Source organism: Roseovarius lutimaris, assembly GCF_900115165.1.
In the GTDB taxonomy this organism is placed as follows: Bacteria; Pseudomonadota; Alphaproteobacteria; order Rhodobacterales; family Rhodobacteraceae; genus Roseovarius; species Roseovarius lutimaris.
The window spans coordinates 1-18231 of sequence record NZ_FOVP01000001.1 but is presented as its reverse complement, the minus strand read 5'-3'; the positions used below and the strand labels follow the sequence as shown (position 1 = coordinate 18231).

The 18231-nt window shown below is 61.9% G+C and carries 15 protein-coding genes and 1 tRNA gene; 7 read left to right on the top strand and 9 right to left on the bottom strand.

The window, feature by feature from the left end; translation table 11 throughout:
- Window positions 1-27: 27 nt before the first annotated feature.
- A complete protein-coding gene (locus BMZ91_RS00080; RefSeq protein WP_281243294.1) occupies window positions 28-987 on the bottom strand; it encodes an NAD(P)-dependent oxidoreductase in 960 nt (319 codons plus the stop codon).
- Between BMZ91_RS00080 and BMZ91_RS00075 the strand changes: the two genes are divergently transcribed.
- On the top strand, window positions 986-3463 hold the full coding sequence (locus BMZ91_RS00075; protein ID WP_092833098.1) for a penicillin acylase family protein: 2478 nt from the start codon (window positions 986-988) through the stop codon (window positions 3461-3463). The genes BMZ91_RS00080 and BMZ91_RS00075 overlap by 2 nt on opposite strands.
- Window positions 3464-3514: 51 nt before the next feature.
- Here the strand turns inward: BMZ91_RS00075 and BMZ91_RS00070 are convergent, their stop codons facing one another.
- The 7 genes from BMZ91_RS00070 to BMZ91_RS00040 form a co-directional block, all read right to left on the bottom strand.
- Window positions 3515-4303, bottom strand: coding sequence for an FAD binding domain-containing protein (locus BMZ91_RS00070; protein WP_092833096.1), 789 nt, complete (start codon window positions 4301-4303; stop codon window positions 3515-3517).
- Between the two features lie 12 nt (window positions 4304-4315).
- Entirely contained in the window at window positions 4316-6679 is a 2364-nt protein-coding gene (locus BMZ91_RS00065; protein WP_092833094.1) for a xanthine dehydrogenase family protein molybdopterin-binding subunit, read from the bottom strand.
- A gap of 62 nt (window positions 6680-6741) precedes the next feature.
- The gene (locus BMZ91_RS00060) at window positions 6742-7227 is read right to left on the bottom strand and encodes a (2Fe-2S)-binding protein (protein WP_092833092.1); all 486 of its coding nucleotides are present in this window, start codon (window positions 7225-7227) and stop codon (window positions 6742-6744) included.
- A gap of 117 nt (window positions 7228-7344) precedes the next feature.
- A complete protein-coding gene (locus BMZ91_RS00055; protein ID WP_092833090.1) occupies window positions 7345-8337 on the bottom strand; it encodes a molybdopterin-binding protein in 993 nt (330 codons plus the stop codon).
- Window positions 8334-9299 (bottom strand): XdhC family protein, encoded by a 966-nt coding sequence (locus tag BMZ91_RS00050; RefSeq protein ID WP_092833590.1) that lies wholly within the window; start codon window positions 9297-9299, stop codon window positions 8334-8336. The genes BMZ91_RS00055 and BMZ91_RS00050 overlap by 4 nt, the downstream gene beginning before the upstream one ends.
- Window positions 9300-9372: 73 nt before the next feature.
- Window positions 9373-10638 (bottom strand): vWA domain-containing protein, encoded by a 1266-nt coding sequence (locus BMZ91_RS00045; protein WP_092833089.1) that lies wholly within the window; start codon window positions 10636-10638, stop codon window positions 9373-9375.
- 64 nt (window positions 10639-10702) lie between these two features.
- The gene (locus BMZ91_RS00040) at window positions 10703-11611 is read right to left on the bottom strand and encodes an AAA family ATPase (RefSeq protein ID WP_092833588.1); all 909 of its coding nucleotides are present in this window, start codon (window positions 11609-11611) and stop codon (window positions 10703-10705) included.
- 200 nt (window positions 11612-11811) lie between these two features.
- On the opposite strand from BMZ91_RS00040, the gene BMZ91_RS00035 reads away from it, so the two are divergent.
- From BMZ91_RS00035 to BMZ91_RS00010, 6 genes are all read left to right on the top strand, one after another.
- Window positions 11812-12765 (top strand): phosphoadenosine phosphosulfate reductase, encoded by a 954-nt coding sequence (locus BMZ91_RS00035; protein ID WP_092833087.1) that lies wholly within the window; start codon window positions 11812-11814, stop codon window positions 12763-12765.
- Window positions 12766-12816: 51 nt separating this feature from the next.
- Window positions 12817-13857 carry a dihydroorotase gene (pyrC, locus tag BMZ91_RS00030; protein ID WP_092833085.1) on the top strand — a complete coding sequence of 347 codons (1041 nt, stop codon included), beginning with the start codon at window positions 12817-12819 and terminating at the stop codon, window positions 13855-13857.
- A 78-nt stretch (window positions 13858-13935) separates the two neighbouring features.
- The gene (locus BMZ91_RS00025; RefSeq protein WP_092833084.1) at window positions 13936-14613 is read left to right on the top strand and encodes an orotate phosphoribosyltransferase; all 678 of its coding nucleotides are present in this window, start codon (window positions 13936-13938) and stop codon (window positions 14611-14613) included.
- Window positions 14614-14841: 228 nt separating this feature from the next.
- Entirely contained in the window at window positions 14842-16332 is a 1491-nt protein-coding gene (locus tag BMZ91_RS00020; protein ID WP_092833082.1) for a replicative DNA helicase, read from the top strand.
- Between the two features lie 54 nt (window positions 16333-16386).
- Complete coding sequence (gene truA / locus BMZ91_RS00015) at window positions 16387-17154, top strand: tRNA pseudouridine(38-40) synthase TruA (RefSeq protein WP_092833080.1); 768 nt, start codon at window positions 16387-16389, stop codon at window positions 17152-17154.
- A 193-nt stretch (window positions 17155-17347) separates the two neighbouring features.
- Window positions 17348-17424 (top strand) — tRNA-Arg (locus BMZ91_RS00010).
- Window positions 17425-17945: 521 nt separating this feature from the next.
- Here BMZ91_RS00010 and BMZ91_RS00005 read toward each other — a convergent pair.
- Window positions 17946-18231: integrase core domain-containing protein (locus BMZ91_RS00005; RefSeq protein ID WP_143076275.1), on the bottom strand; the 286-nt coding region annotated here is incomplete at its 5' end.

Genomic DNA, 18231 nt, shown 5'->3' with positions numbered 1-18231 from the left:
GGCGGAAGAGCGGCCCCGATGTTTGTATTAGCCCAACGCGCGCAGGCGTTTGAACAGGCTTGAGGTGTCCCAACGCCCGCCGCCCATGTTCTGGACATCCTTGTAGAATTGATCGACCAGCGCCGTCACCGGCAGGCTCGCGCCGGTTTCATCCGCCGTGCTCAGGCAGATACCGAGATCCTTGCGCATCCAGTCGACGGCAAAGCCGTGCTCGAACTTGTCGTCGATCATTGTCTCATAGCGATTCGCCATCTGCCAGCTTCCGGCGGCGCCCTGGCTGATCACCTCGACCACGGCGCGCCCGTCAAGACCGGCTTTCTCGGCGAAATGCAGCGCCTCGCTCAGGCCCTGAACCAGACCGGCGATTGCAATCTGGTTGCACATTTTTGTCATCTGGCCGGCGCCACTCTCGCCGATCCGACGGCACAGCTTGGCATAGGTGTTCATCACCGGCTCGGCCGCATCATAGGACGCCTGATCGCCGCCACACATGATCGACAGCTGGGCGTTTTCGGCCCCTGCCTGACCGCCCGAGATCGGCGCGTCGACAAAGTTCAGCCCCGCCGCCTTGGCGGCGCTATAAAGCTCGCTCGTGACCTTGGCAGACACCGTGGTATGATCAACGAAGGTGGCCCCGTCCTTCATGCCCGCAAAGGCCCCGTCCGGACCAAGGCAAACACCGCGCAGGTCATCGTCATTGCCAACGCAAGCCATCACGAAATCCGCCCCTTCGGCCGCCTCGCGCGGGGTTGGCGCATGAGATCCGCCATGCTCAGCCGCCCATTTTTCGGCCTTGGCCGCCGTGCGGTTGTAGACACGGACATCATGCCCCGCCGCCTGCAAATGCCCCGCCATCGGATAGCCCATCACGCCAAGCCCAAGAAACGCAAGTTTCGCCATTGTCTTTCCTCTCCCATTGTCTCGCCCGGGTTTTCTGACTATCCCCAAGGCCTGATGCAAGTGAAAAGTGGGGCGAACGGCAGGCATGTCGCAGGTTATGAAGTGGTTATTGCGCCTCGCAGGCGGGGCCGTTCTTCTGGCAGTGCTGGTTTTGAGCGGGGTCTATTTCCTGTTGTCGCGCTCGCTGCCCGACTATGACGCGCGCCTGAGCGTCAGCGGGTTAAGCGCCCCGGTCGAGATCGTGCGCAACAATGCCAATGTGCCGCATATCTTCGGCACCACCGACCCGGATACGTTTTTCGGCCTCGGCTATGCCCATGCCCAGGATCGCCTCTGGCAGATGATGATGATGCGGCGCACGGTTCAGGGCCGCCTGTCAGAAGTCTTCGGCCCGCGCACCCTCAATATCGACAAGGTGCTGCGCCGGTTCGATCTTTATACACTGGCGCGCCAGTCGGTCGAGGTGCAGGATGCGCAAACCCTCGCCGCGCTCACGGCCTATGCCGCCGGCGTCAATGCGCGCCTCGCCGAGATCAACGCCTCGGCGCTTGGCCGTGGCGCACCGGAACAGTTTCTGTTCAACGCGCCGATCGCCCCCTGGCAGCCGGCCGATTCCATTGCCCTGGTCAAATTGATGGCGGTCCAGCTCTCGTCGCATCTTGAGAATGAGGTGCTGTTTGCACGCTCCTCTCTGGCGTTGGAAGACGCGACGCGGCTTGACGATATCATGCCCCTCGCCCCCGGCGGCGGGATCGCCGCGCTGCCCGGATATGCCAGCCTCTTCCCGACGGCGAATTGGCGGCGCGTGGCGCAGGCGGACAAGGCGCCGAAAGACCCGCTCTCGCCCTTCAACACGCGCGCCTTTGCCGGGGCCTCGAACGCCTTTGCCGCCGCGCCTGCGCGCTCGGCCGCGGGCGGCACCTTGATGGCCAATGATCCGCATCTTGGCTTTTCGGCCCCGGGCATCTGGTATCTGGCCCGGCTTGAATTGCGATCCGGCGGCGTGATCGGTGGCACCATTCCGGGCATTCCGGTGGTTCTGACCGGACGCAGCGCGCGTTTGGGCTGGGGGGTGACCTCCTCCTACATGGACGATCAGGATCTGTTCATCGAAGAGCTGAACCCCGACAACCCGTCGGAATATCGCACCCCCGATGGGTTCAAGCCGTTCCGCACCAGCCGCTCGATCATCCAGATCAAGGACGAGGCCCCGGTCACCCTGACCCTGCGCTGGTCCGACAATGGCCCGATCCTGCCCGGCAGCCATTATAACCTGGCCGAGGTCACCCCCGCAGGCCATGTCGCCGCCCTGAGCTGGACCGCGCTTAGCCCGCAGGACACGACCATGACATCCGCCATGGCGCTGATGCGGGCCCAATCGGTCGATCAGGCGATCGAGGCCGGGCGGCTCTATGTGGCGCCCTCGCAGAACCTGACGCTGGTCGATCAGGAGGTGATCGCGCTCAAGACCGTGGGCGCCATGCCGCGCCGCGATGCCCGCCATGAAAGCCAGGGCCGCATGCCAAGCCGGGGCTGGTTGCCGGAAAACCGCTGGCAGGGAGTTCTGGCCTATGCCGCCAACCCCGAATTCATCGCGCCCCAGGGCGGCATTCTTGGCAACACCAATAACAAGGTGGTCGATCGGCCCTTCCCGCTTCACATGAGCTTTCTTTGGGGCGATACACAGCGCGTGCAACGCTGGCGCCGCCTGATGCAGAACCGCGAGGTCCACACCCGCGACAGCTTTATCGAGGCCCAGCTTGACACCGTGAGCTTTACCGCCCGCTCGCTTTTGCCGCTGATCGGTGCCGATCTGTGGTTCACCGGCGAAGCCGCCACCGAGGGCACACCCGAGCGCCTGCGCCAACGCGCGCTGACGCTTCTGGCCGAGTGGAATGGTGAAATGAACGAACACCTTCCAGAGCCGCTGATCTACGCCGCCTGGATGCGCGCCCTTCAGGATCGGTTGATTCGCGATGACCTTGGCCCGCTGGCGCATGAATTCGATCACCCCGATCCGGTCTTCATCGAGCGGGTGTTTCGCGACATCGATGGGGCGGCGGCCTGGTGTGATGTCAAGCAATCCTCGCCGGTTGAAACCTGCACCGATATCGCGCGCATGGCGCTTGACGATGCGCTGATCTGGATTTCAGAGCGTTACGGCACGTCGATTGAAAGCCTGCGGTGGGGCGATGCGCATCAGGCCACCCACGACCATCAGGTTCTGGGCGAGGTGCCGCTGCTGCGCTATTTCGTGAACATCCGCCAATCCACCTCGGGCGGGGATAACACGCTGTTGCGCGGGCGCACGCGTGGTGGCGACGGGCCTGATCCATTCCAGAACGTGCACGGGGCCGGTTACCGCGGGGTCTATGATTTCGCCGATCCCGACAGCAGCGTATTCATCGCCTCAACCGGCCAATCGGGGCATTTCCTGAGCCGCCATTACGATGACCTCGCGCAACTCTGGCGGCGCGGCGAATATATCCCGATGTCGCTTGATCCGGCCTTGGCCCGCGCCGCAGCTGTGGGGGTGACAGTGCTCACGCCTGCCACCCCGTGACCCGAAATCTTCAAAAGATTTCGGGCCGCTTTCTTTTCAAGAAAGCGGTGCTCAGCCCGCAGCCGCCACCGCGCGCCGCGTCATCACCGCCACCAGATGCGCGCGATACGCGCCCGATCCGTGCAGGTCACTGATCATGTCCGACCCGTCAACGCTTAACCCCTCGATCGCCTCGGGGGCGAAATTGGCGCTCAGCGCGGCCTCGGCCTCGGCCCAGCGAAATACGCCGCCCTCAGAAGCACCGGTCACCGCCACACGCACGCCGTCCGCGTATTTGGCGACAAACACCCCGACAAGCGCAAAGCGCGAGGCGGGTTGCTCGAACTTCTGATAGCTGGCCTTTTCGGGCACCGGAAAGCGGACCTCGGTGATGATCTCGCCCTCCTCAAGTGCGGTGGTGAACAACCCGTCAAAGAAATCATCCGCCGCGATCTCGCGATTGCTGGTGATCACCGTCGCGCCAGAGCCAAGCACCGCCGACGGATAACAGGCCGAGGGGTCGTTATTGGCGAGGCTCCCGCCGATGGTGCCGCGATTTCGCACCGCCGGATCGCCGATATGCCCGGCAAGACTGGCGAGCGCCGGATAGGCGCCGGCCTCGGCGGCGACATCGGCGTGACATGTGCCGCCACCAATGCACAGGCTGCCATCATCGGCGGTACAAACCCCCTTCATCTCGGAAATCCCGGTCAGGCTGACAAGTTTTGCAGGCGCCGCAAGGCGCTGTTTCAGCGTCGGGATCAGGGTCTGCCCACCGCCAAGCGCTTGTGCCTCTTCGTGACCAAGCGCGCTCAACGCATCCCCGATGGTGGTCGGGCGTTCGATATCAAATGCATACATTGCTGTCTCTCCTTACCCTTGCATCGCGTCCCAGACCCGCGAGGGGCTGAGAGGCATGTCGATATGGGTTACGTTTTTACCACCGGATTGCAGCGCGTCGATCACCGCATTGACCACCGCAGGCGGGCTGCCGATGGCCCCCGCCTCGCCACAGCCTTTGACGCCAAGCGGATTGTGCGTACAGGGCGTCTGACAGGAATGATCAACCGTATAGAACGGCACATCATCGGCGCGCGGCATCGCGTAATCCATGTAGGATCCGGTTTGCAGCTGACCGTTTTCATCGTAAGCACAGGCCTCAAGCAGGGCCTGACCGATGCCCTGCCCGATGCCGCCATGCACCTGACCCGAGACAATCATCGGGTTGACGATATTGCCAAAGTCATCGGCGGCCGAGAACCGCTCGATGGTGACGCGCCCGGTGTCGGGATCGACCTCAACCTCGCAGGCATAGGCGCCCGAGGGGTAGGTAAAGTTCGACGGATCATAAAACGCGGTTTCCTCAAGGCCCGGCTCGATATCCTCAAGCGGATAGTTATGCGGCACATAGGCCGCCAGCGTGACATCGCCCCAGGCCACGGATTTATCCGTGCCCGCAACACTGAAGGCGCCATCCTTGAGCTCGATATCGGCCTCCGAGGCCTCCATCAGATGGGCCGCGATCTTCTTGGCCTTGTTGATGATCTTCTCAGTAGCGCGCACCATCGCGCTTCCGCCGACAGCGAGCGAACGAGACCCATAGGTGCCCATGCCCATCGGCGCATTGCCGGTGTCGCCATGCACGATCTCGACCATGTCTGCATCTATGCCGATCATCTCGGCAATCACCTGCGGAAAGGCGGTTTCATGGCCCTGTCCGTGGCTATGGCTTCCGGTCATGACCACAAGACCGCCGGTGGCGTTCACGCGCACTGTGGCGCTCTCGTAAAGACCCGCGCGCGCGCCCAACTGACCGACAAGGTTGCTCGGCGCGATGCCGCAGGCCTCGATGTAACAGTTGATGCCAAGACCGCGCAGCATGCCTTTGGCCTCGCTCGCTTTGCGGCGCGCCGCAAAGCCCTTGAAATCCGCGATCTCTTCCAGCTTGTCCATGGTGGCATTGTAATCGCCAGTGTCATATTCCACCGCCACCGGCGTAGCATAAGGGAATTCGGTGATAAAGTTCTGCCGTCGCAGGGCAATCGGGTCAACGCCCAACTCGCGCGCGGCCTTGTCGATCACGCGCTCAAGTTGATAGGTCGCCTCGGGGCGCCCGGCGCCACGATAGGCATCGACCGGCACGGTGTTGGTAAACACCGCCTTGACGTTCACATAGATCAGCGGCGTCTTGTAATTGCCCGCCATCAGAGTGCCATGCAGCCATGTCGGCACCGAGGGTGCAAAGGTCGACAGATACGCCCCCATATTGGCATGGGTGTCGGTGCGCAGCGCGGTAAAGTTGTTGTCCTTGTCCAGCGCCAGCTCGATCTTGGTGACGTGATCGCGGCCATGGGCATCGGACATGAACGCCTCAGAGCGCGTGCTTGTCCACTTCACCGGACGGTTGAGCGCCTTGGCGGCGAAGGTACAGAACGCCTCTTCGGCATAGTGAAAGATCTTGGTGCCAAAGCCGCCGCCCACATCGGGTGAGACCACGCGCAGCTTGTGTTCGGGAATGCCAAGCACAAAGGCGCCCATCAGCAGCCGGATCACATGCGGGTTCTGGCTTGTGGTGTAGAGCGTCGAATCGCCGGTCGAGCGGTTGAAATCCCCCACCGCCACGCGCGGCTCCATCGGGTTGGCGATCAGCCGGTTGTTGACCAGCTCCAGCGTGGTGACATGCGCCGCTTTTTCAAAGGCCTCGTTCACAGCGGCCTTGTTTTCTTCGACAAAGCCCCAGTCATAGCAAAGGTTGTTCTTGAGATCGTCATGCACCTTCGGCGCGCCCTCCTTGAGCGCGTCCTTCATGTTGACGACGGCGGGCAGTTCGTCGATGTCGTATTCAATCGCCTCGGCCGCGTCGCGGGCCTGCATGTAGGTCTCGGCGACAATGGCGGCAATCGGATCGCCGACATGGCGCACCTTGCCCTGGGCCAGAACCGGATGGGCCGGCTCCTGCATCACCTCGCCAAAGCGGTCGGTGACCTGCCAGCCGCAGGGGATGCTGCCAACGCCCTCGAAATCCGCGCCGGTAAAGATGCGCAACACGCCGGGCATGCCCGAGGCCGCCTCGGTATCCACCTTGTTGATCTTCCCGTGCGCGACGTCCGAGCGCAGGAAATGCACATAGGCTTGACCGCGCAGGTTGATGTCATCGGTGTAATTGCCGGTTCCGGTCAGAAACCGGACGTCTTCGCGCCGCTTGGTGCTGGCGCCGATGCCTCCGTCTTTGGGCATGTCTTAATCCTCCCTTGGGGTCCGTGTCATGAAGGTGGCGTGGGTTTCACCCACCCTACGCATCATTCGGCAGCGATTGCGCTGACGTCCTGGCCGGATGCGGCCAGGATCGCCTTGACGATGTTGTGATAGCCGGTGCAGCGGCAGATATTGCCCTCAAGGTAATTGCGCACCTCGGCCTCTGTCGGCTTGGGGTTTTCGGCCAGAAGCGCCGCCGCCGACATCACCATGCCCGGCGTGCAGAACCCGCATTGCAGCCCGTGATGATCCTGAAACGCCTGTTGAATGGTGTTGAGCGTGCCATCGGGCGCGGCCATGCTTTCGATGGTCAGAACCTCGGCGCCCTCGGCCTCGGCGGCGAACATGGTGCAGGCCTTGACCGCACGCCCGTCCACATGCACCACGCAGGCGCCGCACTGGCTTGTGTCACAGCCGACATGCGTGCCGGTCAGTCCAAGGGTTTCTCGCAGAAATTCGACAAGCAGCGTGCGGCCTTCAATCTGGCCCGACGCGGACTTGCCATTCACGGTCATGTTGACCTGTGGCATTAGCACCTCCCGTTGGTTTTTTATGTCGCTTCAGATCAGACCTTAATCGGATCGGCCTGACTGTCCAGTAAGACTAAAGCATGCCCCCGACCCCTTGAGAACCCGGTTTGTTGAAATTCAGCCCCGCCCGGCGCGGCGTGGCTGGGGTCGGGTCGGGATTTCCTTGAGCAGGCCGCCCACCCCCATCGCCGCCATCTCCGCCGATCCCGTCGGCAGGCCACAGGCCACCCGCGACAGCACCCAGTCGGCGCCGTGCAAAACCGGGCTGCGGGCGCTGCCGGGCAGGCCGATCACCGGGGTGCCGCGCAGATGCCCGAGAAACAGCAGGTTACCGGGATCGACCGGCATGCCAAAGCGCGTCACCTCGCCGCCCGCACGCCGCAGCGCCTGCGGCGCGGTGTCAAACGGATCAGAGGTCGCCGAGGCGGTGAGGATCAGCACGATCTCGCCTGTCGCAGCGCCGATCTCCTGCGCCAGGGCGGTGGCATCATGGGCGCATATCCGGGTCTCGATCAATTCCATCCCAAGGCCGGTGACCCGCGCGGCAATCGCCTCGGCGCCCTTGGTGCCGGGGCCGCCGGGGGTGTCGGTGATGATCAGGCTGGCGGTTTTGTGCTTTGCCTGCACCAGCCGCACCGCGCCGCGCGCAAGGGTGGCCGCCTGCGCAAGCGCCGCGCCGGGCACTCCGTAAGCGATGATCTTGACCGTGGCGATCATGCCGCCGATGTGGATTTGGTGAAAATCGGGCACGGTGGCGACGGTAATCATCGGATCGACCGCATTGGCGGCGTTGATCTTACCCGCATCAAGACGCACCACGCCGGGGCGTTCGGCGCTCAGGTTGACGCGGCCGGTAAAAGGCGCGCTCAGGTGGATGTCTGCGCCCTCGCCCATGAGCGCGCGGGCAAGCTCTGCGGCGGCGGCATCCTCGTGCAGGTCATCGGGCGCAAGACGGGCCACGGTCACCTCGCTGAACCCCGCCGCGCGCAAGGCCTTGACGTGATCGGCGTCCAGCACCACCCCCTTGCGCAGCCGCCCCCCCGGCAATTGCTCGGAATGGGCGAGGATCGCGCCCATGGCCTTGTCAATCGGAACGGACCCGAATTTCATGCGCCAAGCCTTAGAACCCGGGTGATTTCCGCGAGGATCGCCAGGGCAATCTCGGAGGGGCCCGCCGCGCCGATATCTAGGCCGATGGGGCCATGAATGCGCGCGATCTCATGCGCTGAAAACCCGGCCTGCTCAAGCCGCTCAACCCGCTTGGCATGGGTCCGGGTCGATCCCAGAGCGCCGATGTAAAACACATCCGAGCGCAACGCCTCGGCGAGGGCCGGATCGTCAAGCTTGGGGTCATGGGTCAACAGGACAAGCGCCGTGCGGCTGTCAAGGCCGTAAGCCTTTACCGCCTCATCGGGCCAATCAAACAGGATGGTTTCCCCCGGAAAGCGCGCCTCTGAGGCAAAGCTTTCGCGCGGGTCGATCAAAAGCGGGTCATAACCGGCAATCCGCGCCATCGGCACAAGGGCTTGCGCGATATGCACCGCGCCGACGATGATCAGGCGCAGCGGCGGGTTGTGAATGGCGACGAATGTCTCGCCGTCCTCCTCAAAGCCCGAACGATCCATGCGAAAGCGCGCGCCATGGCCTTCGCGCTCAAGTCGCCGCTCTACCGCCATGCCGGTGACATAGGCCACCGGCACGCGCGCCTCGCGGGCCAGACAGAGATCGGCCAGAAGCGGCTCGGGCAGGACCGGGCCGACCGGTTCGACCAATACCCGGATGGTGCCGCCACAGGCAAGGCCAACCGCAAAGGCATCGCCGTCGGAGACGCCATATTCAAGCAGCACCGGCTTGCCGTCCTCGATCGCATCCAATGCCTCGGCGACCACCGCACCTTCGACACAGCCGCCCGAGACCGAGCCGGCAATCTCGCCTGCGCCGGAAATCGCAAGCTGGCTGCCGACCCGGCGCGGCGCGCTGCCCCATGTTTCGACCACGGTGGCCAGAGCCGCGCCCTTGCCTGCGCGATGCCAGGCGAGGGCGGTTTCGGGAATATCGTCAAATCGGGTCATCATCTTCTCCCTCGAAAGGCGAAATCTAGCACAAACATCGCGGCGCCCTCCCAAGATTTTTCGCCGAAAAATCTCAATCCTGCGCCTCGAGCGCGGCCATCAGACGCGCCTTTTCACCAGTATCGTCGCGCCGTGAGATGGCCAGTGCCAGATCTTCCAGCGTGGCGATGGAATGGCCCGCGCGAAATGCATCCACATGCGGCAGCATGGCGCGGATGCCCTGAGCCTTGGGTGCAAAACCTTCCCACCGGAGCAGGGGATTAAGCCAGATCAGCCGCCGCGAGGACAGATGCAGGCGCTCCATTTCATGACTGAGCGCCTCGGGCGCGTCGCGGTCAAGCCCGTCGGTGATCAAAAGCACCACCGCGCCCTGCCCCATCACCCGGCGCGACCAGTCGCGATTGAACGCGTGCAGGCAGGCGCCGATCTTGGTGCCACCCTCCCAGTCCTGCGCCTGACGCCCGGCAGCGGCAAGCGCGGCATCCACGTCGCGCGTGGCCAGTTGCCGGGTGATATTGGTCAGCCGCGTGCCAAAGGTAAAGGCATGCACCCGCGCCCAGCCCGCGCCCTTTTGATTGGCGACCGCATGCAGGAAATGCAGAACCATCCGGCTATATTGGCTCATCGAGCCGGAGATATCGCAGATCACCACCAGATTGGGCCAGCGGTCGCGCGGCTTTTTGCGATGGATGCGGCGCATCTCGCCGCCATGGCGCAGGGCGGCGCGCAGGCTGCGGCGCGCATCAATCCGGCGGCCCTGTGGGCTGGCTTCGCCGCGCCGCGAGGCAAAGGGTTTCACCGGCAAGGTGAGGCGCGCCAGCATGCGCTTGGCCGCGCTCATCTCGGCAGTGCTCATCTGCTCGAAGTCAAGCTGGCGCAGGCGTTCTTCGCCCGACATGGTGGTACTGGCGTCGATCTCGATCTGGACTTCATCGCTTTCATGCTCTTCGATTTCCGGCAGGTCACGGCTTATCCCGTCAAGCAGCGCCTCGGCGGCACGCTTTTCGGCGGCCTGCGCACTGCGGTCTTCCTGGACGCCGCGAATGGCGGGCAACATCATCGCCATCATGTGTTCGACATAACGCGGATCGCGCCAGTAGAGACGAAAGACCTGGGCAAAGACCGCCAGATGTTCGGGCCGCGTCACAAGACAGGCGCGCAGGGTGTAAAAGAAATCAGTCCGGCTGGTGAACCCCGCCATGGCCACCGCGCGCACGGCGTCAATCACCCGACCGGTGCCAATCGGCAGCCCGGCGGCGCGCAGGGCACGGGCGAAATGGGTTATGTTATGGGTGAGCCTGGGATTGTCAGGCAGATCAAGCGGGGCGTATTCGCTCATGGCAAAAGGTGGGGGGCTGTCTGCCCCCCACACCCCCCGAGAGTATTTCTGCCAAGAAGAAACATCAGGCCGGTTCCAGGCTTGCCTTGACCTCATCCAGAATGCGTTTGGCCTCGGAGCCCTGAAGCTTCTGGATGTCGTCCTGATATTTCAGGATCGCGCCCAAAGTATCGGCGATCACCTCGGGGCTGAGGCTTATGACATCAAGCGCGAGCAGGCATTTCGCCCAGTCGATGGTTTCTGCAACGCCGGGCTTTTTGAAGAGATCCTCGGTGCGCAGCGCCTGCACGAAGGCGACCACCTCGCGGGAAAGCCGATCGGCGGCCTCGGGGGCGCGGGCCTGCAATATCTCGATCTCGCGGTCAAATGCAGGGTAGTCAACCCAGTGATAGAGGCAACGCCGTTTGAGCGCGTCATGCACCTCGCGGGTGCGGTTCGAGGTCAGGATCACGATCGGCGGTTCGGGCGCATGGATCGTCCCAAGTTCGGGAATTGTCACCTGAAAATCAGACAGCGCCTCAAGCAAGAAAGCCTCGAACGGCTCATCAGTGCGGTCAATCTCGTCGATCAGCAGGACCGGCGCGCCACCGGATTGGGGGCGCATCGCCTGAAGAAGCGGGCGTTCAATCAGGTAGTCCTGGGTAAACAGCTCATCCTTGAGGTGACCACGGTCCACCCCGCCTGCCGCCTCGGCGGTACGGATGGCGATCATCTGTTCGGCAAAGTTCCACTCATAGACCGCGCTTGAGACATCAAGCCCCTCATAGCATTGCAGCCGGATCAGGCGGCGGCCAAGCGCGGTGGCGATGGCCTTGGCGATCTCTGTCTTGCCGGTACCGGCCTCGCCCTCAAGAAACAACGGTCGCCCGAGGGTAAGCGCAAGGAAGGCAACTGTCCCAAGGCCCCGCCCGCAGATATAGTTCTGCTCTGTCAAAAGGTCCTGGACGGCGTCGATGGATGTGGGGTTCTGCACTTTGGCTCTCCGCTTGTGTCCGAGTTGCGCCCAGAACTGCATGGCGGCGCGCAATGGTCAAGGGCGCGCGCCTGAGACTATTGTGGTAGATGCCCCCGGAATGCACATGGATTTTCCAAAGTTTTGCCTAAGTTCACGCGCATAACCGTTTCAACAAAGCCGCATCCAAGCGGTCAGGCATAAATAAGGTACGAGCAGATATGCAAGACAGCGCCCCAATGTTTGACGCCGATCTTTCCGATCTTGCCTGGGCGGATTGGTGCGAGCGCGCCAATGATCTGGCGGGCGATGATGGCTATTGCGAGCCGCTCGGCGCGCGCCATGCGGCCGTGCTTGTGGAACGCAAGCCGATCCTGCTGGTGACCTTTGAAAGCCATCAAAAGATGGCCGATCTATCGCCGCAGGCACAGCCCTTTGGCTGGAACATGATCAAAACGCTTGGCTGGTCGCATCTCGGTCTGATCAGCGATGGCGACACCTGGTTTCGCGATGGCCGCGTCTATGGGTTTTTCGACCGGCTGATTGACGATGGGTTCTTTGACGACTTTGAACAGGTGATTTTTTACGGTGCCGGGCCTTGCGGCTATGCGGCTGCGGCCTTTTCGGTAGCGGCCCCGGGGGCCAAAGTTCTTATGCTCTCGCCTCAGGCCACGCTAGATCCGCGGGTCGCCGAATGGGATGATCGCTATGTCAGAATGCGCCGGATCAGTTTTGACGATCGCTATGGCTATGCGCCCGATATGCTGGATGCCGCCGATATGGCGGTTCTGCTCTACGACCCCGAGATCGAGCTTGACGCGATGCATGCAGCGCTTTTCGCCCGCCCCAATGTCATGCGCTTTCGCACCCGCTATCTTGGCTACCGGATTGAGACCTGCCTGATGCGCATTGGCATGATCCCACGGGTTCTCGCGCAGATGAGCACCAACAAGGTGAGCCGGTTGAGCCTTGCCAGGCTTTTCCGCGCACGGCGCGACGATACACCCTATCTCATCAAGCTGCTGCAACGTCTTGTGTCGGATCAGCGCGATGGGCTTACCGTGATACATTGCCGCCGCGCCCTTGATCGCAAACTTGGCGGGCAACGGTTCCGCAAGGCGCTTTACCGGGCCGAGACCCGGCTTGACGAGCTTGCGGGCGCGCCCGACATCTGACAGGGCATCAAACTCTGGCCATGACCTGCGGGATTGTGTAATGCCTGCGCCATGAGCCAAACCCTGACCCTCCGCCGCCCCGACGACTGGCACCTGCATCTGCGCGATGGCGCCATGCTGCGCGCCGTCCTGCCTGAAACCACGCGCCATTTTGCCCGGGCGATCATCATGCCCAACCTGGTGCCGCCGGTGGTGACCGCCGCCGATGCCCGCGCCTACCGCGACCGAATCCTCGCCGCGCGCCCCGCGGGGGCAGATTTCACGCCGCTGATGACGCTCTACCTGACCGAGCAAACAGACCCGGCGGATGTTGCCGCCGCCCATGCCAGCGGCCTTGTTTCGGCGGTCAAGCTCTACCCGGCGGGCGCCACCACCAATTCCGCCAGCGGCGTGCGCGATTTCGACAAGGTGCGCGGCGTGCTGGAAAAGATGGCCGAGATCGGCCTGCCGCTTTGCGTGCATGGCGAAGTAACCGACAGCGAGGTTGATATCTTTGACCGCGAGGCGGTGTTCATCGACCGGGTGCTCGATCCGGTCCGGCGCGCCACGCCGGGCCTGCGGGTGGTGATGGAACATATCACCACCGCCAACGGGGTCGAGTACGTCAAAGCAAACGACCGCGATCTTGGCGCGACGATCACCACGCATCACCTGATCATCAACCGCAACCATATCCTCGTGGGCGGAATCAAGCCGCATTACTATTGCCTGCCGGTTGCCAAGCGCGAAGAGCACCGCCTTGCCCTGCGCGCCGCCGCCACCTCTGGCGACACGCGGTTTTTCCTTGGCACCGATAGCGCGCCCCATACCGATGCCCTCAAGGAAAACGCCTGCGGTTGCGCCGGGTGCTTTACGGCCACCAACACCCTGTCGATCCTCGCCCATGCGTTTGAAGAAGACGGCGCGCTTGATCGGCTGGAAGGTTTCACCTCTCTCAACGGCCCCGCCTTTTACGGGCTGGCGCCGAACAAGGCGACACTGACCCTGACCAAAAACGATACCGCAGTGCCCTGCCCTGACAAGATCGACACCGACGATGGCCCGGTTACGGTCTTTGATCCCGGCTTTCCGCTTTACTGGAGTGTCAGCTAGGTTTCTTCTGGCTCCAAATATCCTCGCCGAAGGCATAAAATCTCTTCGGGGCTGCCCCCGCGAAAAAGGACCACGCGCATGATTCCGACCTCTTACCCTTCGTCCCAGGACATGGCCCGCCTGAGCGCGCGCATGCTTTTGGAAATCAAGGCCGTGCATTTCAACGCGGACGAGCCGTTCACACTGGCCTCGGGCCTGCCGTCGCCGACCTATATCGACTGTCGCAAACTGATCAGCTATCCGCGCATCCGCGCGACGTTGATGGATTTTTTGACCGTCACCGTAATGCGCAACGCAGGCTTCGAGGCGTTTGACAATATCGCCGGCGGCGAGACAGCCGGCATCCCTTTCGCCGCCCTCGTGGCCGAGCGGATGGCGCTGCCGATGACCTATGTGCGCAAAAAACCCAAAGGCTATGGCCGCAATGCCCGGATCGAGGGCGTCATGTCCGAGGGCGAGCGTGTGCTTCTGGTCGAGGATCTGACCACCGATGGCGGATCAAAGCTCTCCTTCGTGGATGCGATCCGCGAGACCGGGGCGACCTGCGCCCATACGGCGGTGATTTTCTATTACGGCATCTTCCCCGAAACCGAAAAGACGCTTGGCGATCACGGGGTCGCGTTGCACCATCTTTGCACCTGGTGGGATGTGTTGGCCGAGGCCCGCGCGCAGGGCGCCTTTGATGCCGCCACGCTTGATGCGGTCGAGGTTTTTCTGAACGATCCGCGTAAGTGGCAGGAAGACAACAAGAAATAAAACTTATCCCCTGAGCCTGTGGACAAGCCCAATCGCGAATCGCAATCGACCACAAGATGTGGTAGGTTTATCGCTCAAGGCCGCAACATACCATTAAATCAACCGGTGCGCAGGCTTACGCACCGACTTATCCCGCAGACCATCCACAGGTTTATACAAGTGGCGGAACGGGGCGGCTTGGCCTAGAAACGAGCCAAGTCAAAAAGACGTAAAACGGGGACAGCAGAAATGAACGAAATAGCAGGTTTCAACGCCACCGGTGCCGAAATTCAGGCCGCCGACACGATGCCCCATTCGATCGAGGCCGAGCAGCAGCTGTTGGGCGCGATCCTGACCAATAACGACATCTACGACCGCATCGCCCAGATCATCGGGGCGCAGCATTTCTATGACCCGGTACATGCGCGCATCTTCGAGACGGCCGCGGCGCGGATTGCCAAGAACAACCTCGCCTCGCCGGTAACCCTGCGGGCGTTTCTGGAGGATGACGAGGGCCTCAAGGAGCTTGGCGGCCCGGCTTACCTTGCGCGGCTTGCGGGCGCGGCGATCTCGACCTTTGCGGTGCGCGATTATGCGCGGATGATCTATGACCTTGCGATCCGGCGCGAGTTGATTGCCCTTGGTCACAACATTGCCGGCAAGGCGGCGCGGGTCGATGTCGACAGCGAACCAAAAGAACAGATCGTCGAGGCCGAACAGGCGCTCTATCAGCTGGCCGAACAGGGCCAGACCGAATCCGGCTTTCAATCCTTCCTCAAGGCCGTCACCGATGCGGTGAACGTGGCCAATGCCGCCTATCAGCGCGAAGGCGGGCTTGCAGGGATTTCGACCGATCTGGTGGATATGGATAAAATGCTGGGCGGGCTGCACAAGTCTGACCTTCTGATCCTTGCCGGGCGCCCGTCGATGGGCAAGACCTCGCTGGCGACCAACATCGCCTTCAACGTCGCCAAGGCCTATAAGCGCGGCCCCCTGCCCGATGGCACCGAGGGCGCGGTGGATGGCGGTGTGGTCGGCTTTTTCAGTCTTGAGATGAGCGCTGAACAGCTTGCGGCGCGGGTTCTGGCCGAAGCCTCGGAAATTTCCTCGCATAAGATCCGTCAGGGTGACATGGACGAGACCGAGTTTCGCCGCTTTGTCGAGGCCGCCAAGACGCTTGAATCCTGCCCGTTGTTCATCGACGACACCGCCGCCATTCCGATTTCGCAACTGGCCGCACGCGCGCGTCGCCTCAAGCGGACCCACGGGCTTGACCTGTTGATTGTCGATTACCTCCAGCTGGTGCGCGGCACCTCGGACAACCGCGTGCAGGAGATCGGCGAGATTTCGATGGGCCTCAAGGCCATCGCCAAAGAGCTGAACATCCCGGTGATCGCCCTCTCGCAGCTCTCGCGTCAGGTCGAATCACGCGAAGACAAACGCCCACAACTGAGCGATCTGCGCGAATCCGGCTCAATCGAGCAGGATGCCGATGTGGTGATGTTCGTGTTCCGCGAAGAATATTACAAAGAGCGCGAAAAGCCCGGCGATCACGAGCTTGAAAAAACCGCCGAGTGGCAAGAGGCCATGGCGCGCCTGCACGGCAAGGCCGAGGTGATCATCGGCAAGCAGCGCCACGGGCCCATCGGCACGGTCGAGCTTAGCTTTGAGGCGCAGTTCACCCGCTTTGGCAATCTGGTCAAACCCTGGCAGCAAAACGCCGGTCAGGGGGACTTCTAGGAGCAAGACGATACCGTCTTTTCTGCGGCTGCGTTTTGATTTATGCGCAGGCGCATGCCCAGATACGCTCTCAAAGTCGAATATTCCGGTGCCCCCTTCGTCGGCTGGCAACGCCAACCCAATCACCCCTCGGTGCAGGGCGCGATCGAGGCCGCCCTGGCCAAGATTGAACCCGGTAGCCACACCATCGCCGCCGCCGGACGCACCGATGCGGGCGTGCATGCCTATGCCCAGGTGGCGCATTGCGATCTTACCCGCGACTGGAACACCTTTCGCCTGACAGAGGCGGTGAATTTCCACCTCAAACCGCACCCGATTGCGATTGTCGGCTGTGAAAAGGTCTCGGGCGATTGGCATGCCCGGTTTTCCGCGACCGAGCGGCGCTATGTGTTTCGCGTGCTGGTGCGCCGCCCTCCGGTAACCCATGAGCGTGGGTTCGTGTGGCAGGTGCTGCGCCCGCTTGACCTTGCGGCGATGCGCGAGGGCGCGGCCCATCTCATTGGCCTGCATGATTTCACCACCTTCCGCTCGACCATCTGTCAGTCGGCCAGCCCGGTCAAAACCCTGAATGCCATCGAGATCGAGGAAATCCCGCTGTCGCTTGGCTCTGAGGTGCGCTTTCACCTGCGCGCGCGCTCGTTCCTGCACAATCAGGTGCGCAGCGTCGTGGGCACACTAGAACGCGTCGGCGCCGGGTCGTGGACTCCCGACAAGGTACGCACGGCCCTGCACGAACGTGACCGCGCCGCCTGTGGCCCGGTTGCCCCGCCGCACGGGCTTTATCTGGCCGGGGTCGAGTATGACGACAACCCGTTTACCTGAACCACGCCACATACTTCGTTTTCGCTTTGATCTTGGCGCACGCCCACGCTAGAAGCCAGATCAGCGGTCCCGTAGCTCAACTGGATAGAGCACCTGACTTCTAATCGGTTGGTCAAGTCCAAATTTCACTTTGAATTAAAGGTGATTAGCAAGTAGTAGATTATCGCGGACTGTTTTGCAGACTGCTTTCAGCGGCTCCGTAGCTCAACTGGATAGAGCAAGGACCTTCTAAGTCCGAGGTTGAGGGTTCAAGTCCTTCCGGGGCCGCCAAAAGCTAACCTTGGTTGGATGTTAGCGTATCATCGCGCAATGTCAAAACCCCTTGTAAAGGCCACTCCACAAGAAGCGTTGTAGGGAGCAACTGCCTTATCTGACTTCAGTACCTGTGGGATGAATCTGGGAAGCTGGTAGAGTGGCAATGAACAGCTGTATCTGAACTTTTTTTTCGACGGATGATTTGAAGTTCATCAACGTGCATGAGAAGGATTTTTCCATCGCTCATGCCCCTCTATGTGAGGGCATTCGCGATGGAAAAACTGCCTGATGAAATTCTCTGGAAATTTGGTCGTTTCCTGTGTCGCCTTCACTAAGAAAGACTTGGAAAAAGTTCCCAGCCACAACGTGACGATTTTACGAGTAAGTTGTGTGACAGTAGAAGAAATTCCGAACTTCAGTTCTATGCGATTATCTTAGCGAGACCGCCTCGAACCGTAATCCGGGAGGGTTGGTGAGAGGTGGTCCTGCTTTTTCGACCAGTTTGCAGCCTTGTTAAGATGGATCAGGGTTTCACTTCAGGCTGCTAATCTCATTGGTTCTGTTTTGTTGGCGTATACCTCATCGGGGGTCAATAACCCGTGCGTCGAATGGGGGCGCTCAGAGTTGTAGTAGGTCAGCCATTTACCGATGCCCGCCCGCATTTCTGAGCCGGTCTCAAAAGCGTTGAGGTAGACGCATTCATATTTCAGTGACCGCCACAGCCGCTCAATCATCCGATTGTCGCGCCAAGCGCCTTTGCCGTCCATGCTGATCTTGATCTTTGCATCCGTAAGCACGTCGATCCAAGCACCACTGGTAAAT